The organism is Acidovorax sp. KNOB132 (assembly GCF_057541515.1).
Genome location: NZ_BAAJYT010000250.1, coordinates 1 through 5,126 on the forward strand (window position 1 = coordinate 1; position 5,126 = coordinate 5,126).

Below are 5,126 nucleotides of genomic sequence, written 5' to 3' on the forward strand. Positions count from 1 at the left end.
GCCTTCGCCAGCGCCCTGCAGGACCTGTACGGCGTGGTCATGCGTTCGCTGCTGAGCGATGCCCGGGGCCGCGCGTCGCTGGCGATGCAGATCCTGGACCGCAACCTGTACGAGCGGGCCAACGACTGCCGCTGGTGGGCGTTGACGCCGCAATTCGCCCGCACCCTGGAGGCCGGCACGCCGGGCTGCGAACAGGCCACCGCGGTGCTGCAGGGCATCAACCGGCTCTACACCGTGTACGCCTGCCTGGTGCTGTTCGACCGCGAGGGCCGCGTGGTGGCCGTCTCCCAGCCCGGCCAGGCGCGGCAGGTGGGCACGTCACTGGACGAGGAATGGGTCGGCCGCTGCCTGCGCCTGCAGGGCAGCCAGGGTTACGTGGTGAGCCGCTACGCGCCGAGCCGGTTCTACGGCCAGGGCCCGACCTTCGTCTATGCCGCAGCGGTGCGGGGCGAAGCACGCGGCGAGGGCAACGGCCGCGGCACCCCGGGACCGCTGCTGGGCGGCATTGCGATCGTCTGGGATGCGGCCGAGCAGCTGTCGTCCATCCTGGCCGACTGCGCGGTGGGTGCGGGCGGGCGCGACGTCCTGGCGTTCGTCGATGCGCAGGGCGCGGTGGTCTGTGCCACGGGCAGCGAGGCGCAGGCGGCGCTGCCCGCCTGGACGGCCGGCCGCACCGAGCCCCGCATGGCGGTCCTGGGCCGCCACCTGTACGCCACGGGGTTCGCGCGGGGCCAGGGCTACCGCGAGTTCCGCGCGCAGGACGGCTACGACCACGGCCTGGGCTGCGCGGTGCTGCGCCACGTGTGCGAGCACCAGGCCGCCGCGGCGCTGGCGCCCGCGCTGGCGACATTGCCCGGCGCGCGCATCGAGGCCGCGCAGGGTTTGCAACTGGCATCGTTTCGCATGGGCGCGCAGTGGTTCGGGCTGGAGGCCGCCTCGGTGGTGGAGGCCGCACCCGACGTGACCGTGCTGCACGCGGGTGGCCTGCGCGCGCCGTTCCTCGGCCTGGCGCAGATCGGCCACCGCGTGTGCCCGGTGGTGGACCTGCGCAGCGTGATCGCCGCGCCGGCAGGCCAGGCGCATGCGCCGGCCCCGCGCGAGGGCGACCCCAACCGCCAGATCGTGGTGGTGCGCGCGACCCTGGACGACGGGCGCCTGCAGGAGTTCGCGCTGCGGGTGGATGCGCTCGGCGCCATCCTCGAACTGGACCGCCGCACGCTGCAGCCGGTGGGCGTGGGAGCGGTCGCCGGAGCGGCGCCCTTGATCGATGCCGTGGTGCCGGTCGCACCGCGGGCGAGCCGGCCGGCCGGGCCATGCTCTGCCGCATCTCGCCGCAGTGGCTGCAGCAGTGCGCGGCCGGTGCGCTGGCGGACGCGCCCCGGCAGGACCTGCAGTCCTTGCTCGCCGCGGCGGCCTGATCCCGTTGCCGGGCGCGTTCAAGATCCCCGAGTCGGTGCTGGTGGTGGTCCACACCCCGGCGCTGGATGTGTTGCTGATCCACCGGGCGGGCGGTGGCGACCACTGGCAGTCGGTCACCGGCAGCAAGGACTGGCCCGAGGAGCCCTTCGAGGAGGCGGCGGTGCGCGAAGTGCGCGAGGAAACCGGCATCGATGCCCGCGCCCCCGGCTGCGTGCTGACCGACTGGGCGCTGGAAAACGTCTACGACATCTGGCCGCAGTGGCTGCATCGCTACGCGCCGGGCGTGGTGCGCAACCGCGAGCGGCTGTTTGGCCTGTGCGTGCCCCAGGGCACGCCGGTGGTGCTGAGCCCGCGCGAGCATGTGGCGTGGCGCTGGCTGCCTTGGCGCGATGCGGCGCTGGCCTGCTTTTCGCCCTCCAATGCCGAGGCGTGCCTGATGCTGCCCCGGTTCACGCCGCCCGCCTGACCGCGGCCTCCTGGCCAGCGCTACATCGGCCGCAGGCGCAGCACCGCAGCGAGATCGGCCGGTTCGGGCAGTGGCGAGGCGGGTGACGAAGGCGAGGCGGGCGTGGCGGCGGGCGTGCTGGCGGCGCTGGACGTGCGCAGCACCAGCTCGCCCGGCTTTCTTTCGGTGGCCTGGCCCAGCACGGCGCGCGGCGTGGTTGGGCCGCAGCGCGAGCGCAGGGCATCGATGGCCGCTTGCCGCGCGGCAGCGTCGTCGATGCGGGCGGCGTGCCGGGTCAGCATCTGCTGCGCCAGGTCCAGCAGCTTGGTGTTGAGCGTGGTGCCGGCCGCTTCGAGCAACTGCGCCACCGCGCCGCCGGGATCGCCCGACAGGCTGAGCGCCACCGCGTTCTCGGCGGCCTTGTTGATCTGGGGCAGGCAGCCGCGCACGATGTCCGAGTAGTCGGGGTGGACCAGGCAGGCATTGGCCATCAGCTCGCACAGGCCGCGCGTGTTGGCGTAGCGCATGCCGATGGCGGTGACCCACGCCGGTCCCTCCTGCAGGTCGATCGAGGTGGCCGCCAGCACGGCCAGCAGGCTGCTCAGGTTGCAGGCGGCTTCGTAGTCGAAATCGCCGATGCCGATCTCGCGCGCCATGGAGCGCACCCCCGCCACGGCCTGGGCGAACTGGCGCTGCTGGATCTGCTGCAGCGCCGCCACGATTTCGCTGAAGCGCTGCACGCGGCGGCTGTCGCCATGGCGCTCCAGGATGCGCACGAAGTCGGCCATGCAGCGCTCCAGGCCCTTGCGGTCGTTGCCCGCGAAGTGCGCGAAGGCCAGCAGCACCAGCGACTGGTAGTCGAACAGCTTGGAGTCGATGCCCAGCACCGCGGCGCGCGACAGGGCCTTGGCCGCCGTTTCGCGGTCGCCCATGTAGTGGGCCATCATGCCGAGCTTTTGCAGCCGCACCACCGAGTCCGGCGTGAGGCCGCTGGCCGTGCGGTAGGTGGCCATGGCGTCCTCGAAATGGCCCATCTCGACTTGCGCGCGCCCCAGCACGTCATACGCGTCGGCGAACGAGGCGTCCTCCCCGATCAGGCCCTGCAAGGTGGTGATGGCCCGCGGCGCCTGGCCGGACTCGATCTGCGCCCGCGCCACCCCCAGTTTGGCCCAGGGCAGGGCGCGCGCCTCGATCACCGCCTCGAACAGGGTGCGGGCCTCGTCGTGCCGCGCCAGGCGCAGCAGCAGTTCGGTGCCGATGCGCGCGGCATACAGCCAGTAGGGCTTGCGCGCCTCGAAGCGCTCCACGCACAGCTGCGCGGCGGCCTCGAAGTCTTCCCGCCCGATGGCATCGAAGATCGGGCGCAGGTGGGTCTTGCGCAGGCGCGCCAGGCCCAGCCGCTCGAACAGCGCGCTGGGCGTGAACGGCTTGAGCAGGTAGCCGTCCAGCGCGGATTCGGCCGCCTCGGCCACCGCGGCGTAGGAGGCCTCGGCGGTGACCATGAAGAACACGGTGGAAAACGGCAGCATCTGGGCGCGCCGCAGGTCGTCCAGCAGCGTCTGGCCGGACTGCCCGGATTCGGCGAAATACTGCTCGCACAGCACGTAGTCGAACACGGTGTGCTCCAGCCGGCTGCGCGCGTCCTGCACCCTGCTGCACTGCACCACGCGGTGGATGCCGTACTCGCGCAGCTGCGCCACCAGGATGCTGCGCGAGGTCGCGTTGCTGTCGATCACCAGCGCCTGGGATTCCGTGGAGTCTGGTTCTTTGGCGGTGGCCATGGCGGTGCGGCGCGCGTCCCGTTGAGCAAAGAGCACAGTGTAGGCCGCGCGGCGCGGGCCCGAGGGTGGAAAAAAGCCCCTTCCCGCAGGCTGACACCGGAACGACGCGCGCCTGCGACACAATCGCGCCATGGACCCCTCCGACATCCTGCGCGTTGCCACCTACAACATCCACAAGGGAGTACAGGGCCTGGGCCCAGCCCGCCGCCTGGAGATCCACAACCTGGGCCATGCCGTCGAGCAGCTCGACGCCGACATCGTCTGCCTGCAGGAGGTGCGCAAGATGCACCGCCGCGAGCAGCAGTACTTCCAGCGCTGGCCCGACATGCCCCAGGCCGAGTTCCTGGCGCCCGAGGGCTACGAGGCGGTGTACCGCACCAACGCCGTCACCCGCCATGGCGAGCACGGCAATGCGCTGCTGTCGCGTTGGCCGGTGATCGGGCACCGGCACGAGGACATCTCCGACCACCGCTTCGAGCAGCGCGGCCTGCTGCATGTCGAGGTCGAGATCCACGGCCGCCGTGTGCATGCCATCGTGGTGCACCTGGGCCTGATCCCCGGCAGCCGCGTGCGCCAGGTGGCGCAGTTGCAGCGTTTCATCGCCCGCGAGGTGCCGCCGGACGAGCCGCTGGTGGTGGCCGGCGATTTCAACGACTGGGGCCTGCAGGTCAAGCGCGCGCTGGCGGCATGCGGGCTGTACGAGTACGAGGAGGCGCCCCGCACCTTCACCTACCCGGCGCGCCTGCCCATGGTGCAGCTCGACCACGTGTACGTGCGCGGGCTCACGCCGCTCGGCCTGCACGTGCCGCGCGGGCGCATCTGGTGGCGCATGTCGGACCACCTGCCGCTCATCGCCGAGTTCCGCCTGTGAGCCGCGGGGGGGCTTTGAGCCATGTCGCATGCCGCCGTGCTCGGCGCGGACCACCGCGTCCGCTTGCTGCAGGGGTCCGAGGAGCTGTTCGCGGCCCTCGTGGCCGACATGGACACCGCCACGTCCGACATCCAGTTCGAGACCTACATCTTCGACTGCACCGGCACCGGCGCCGCCATTGCCGAGGCGCTGGTGCGCGCGGCCGAACGCGGCGTGCGCGTGCACCTGGTGGTGGACGGCGTGGGCACCGGCTCGCTGCCCGGCCCGTGGCCCGAGCGCTTCCAGGCCGCGGGCGTGCAGATGCAGGTGTATTCGCCGGTCGGCACGCTGGGCCTGCTGCTGCCGCACCGCTGGCGCCGGCTGCACCGCAAGCTGTGCGTGGTGGACGGCTGCGTGCTGTTTTGCGGCGGCATCAACGTGCTGGACGACCTGCACGACCCCAACCACGGCGTGCTGGAAGCCCCGCGCTTCGATTTCGCGGTGCGTGCCGAGGGCCGGCTGGTGGAGCAGGCCGACGAGGCCATGCAGCACGTCTGGTGGCGGCTCAAGGCGGTGCGCGACGCGCGCCGCCACCGCCTGGCCGATGCGCTGCGCGACCTGCGCGCGGCCG

General features: G+C 72.3%; 4 protein-coding genes and 1 pseudogene. 4 read left to right on the forward strand and 1 reads right to left on the reverse strand.

Annotated features, from left to right (window positions below; genetic code table 11):
• Window positions 1–903: 903 nt before the first annotated feature.
• Together AC27IO_RS20130 and nudB are read left to right on the forward strand one after the other, a co-directional pair.
• Window positions 904–1,212, forward strand: a pseudogene (locus AC27IO_RS20130) (chemotaxis protein CheW); the annotation flags it as partial.
• 202 nt (window positions 1,213–1,414) lie between these two features.
• A complete protein-coding gene (nudB, locus tag AC27IO_RS20135) occupies window positions 1,415–1,885 on the forward strand; it encodes a dihydroneopterin triphosphate diphosphatase (protein ID WP_498740419.1) in 471 nt (156 codons plus the stop codon).
• 20 nt (window positions 1,886–1,905) lie between these two features.
• Here the strand turns inward: nudB and AC27IO_RS20140 are convergent, their stop codons facing one another.
• Window positions 1,906–3,645, reverse strand: a complete 1,740-nt coding sequence (locus tag AC27IO_RS20140) for a response regulator (RefSeq protein ID WP_284405499.1) — start codon at window positions 3,643–3,645, stop codon at window positions 1,906–1,908.
• A gap of 130 nt (window positions 3,646–3,775) precedes the next feature.
• On the opposite strand from AC27IO_RS20140, the gene AC27IO_RS20145 reads away from it, so the two are divergent.
• Together AC27IO_RS20145 and AC27IO_RS20150 are read left to right on the forward strand one after the other, a co-directional pair.
• Window positions 3,776–4,516, forward strand: coding sequence for an endonuclease/exonuclease/phosphatase family protein (locus AC27IO_RS20145; RefSeq protein WP_284405500.1), 741 nt, complete (start codon window positions 3,776–3,778; stop codon window positions 4,514–4,516).
• Window positions 4,517–4,537: 21 nt separating this feature from the next.
• Window positions 4,538–5,126: phospholipase D-like domain-containing protein (locus tag AC27IO_RS20150; protein WP_498740418.1), on the forward strand; the 589-nt coding region annotated here is incomplete at its 3' end.

What these genes read in the sequence shown, in the direction of transcription:
- AC27IO_RS20140 (WP_284405499.1), bottom strand. Translation starts at nt 3,645, where the DNA reads ATGGCCACCGCCAAAGAACCAGACTCCACGGAATCCCAGGCGCTGGTG.
- AC27IO_RS20145 (WP_284405500.1), top strand. Translation starts at nt 3,776, where the DNA reads ATGGACCCCTCCGACATCCTGCGCGTTGCCACCTACAACATCCACAAG.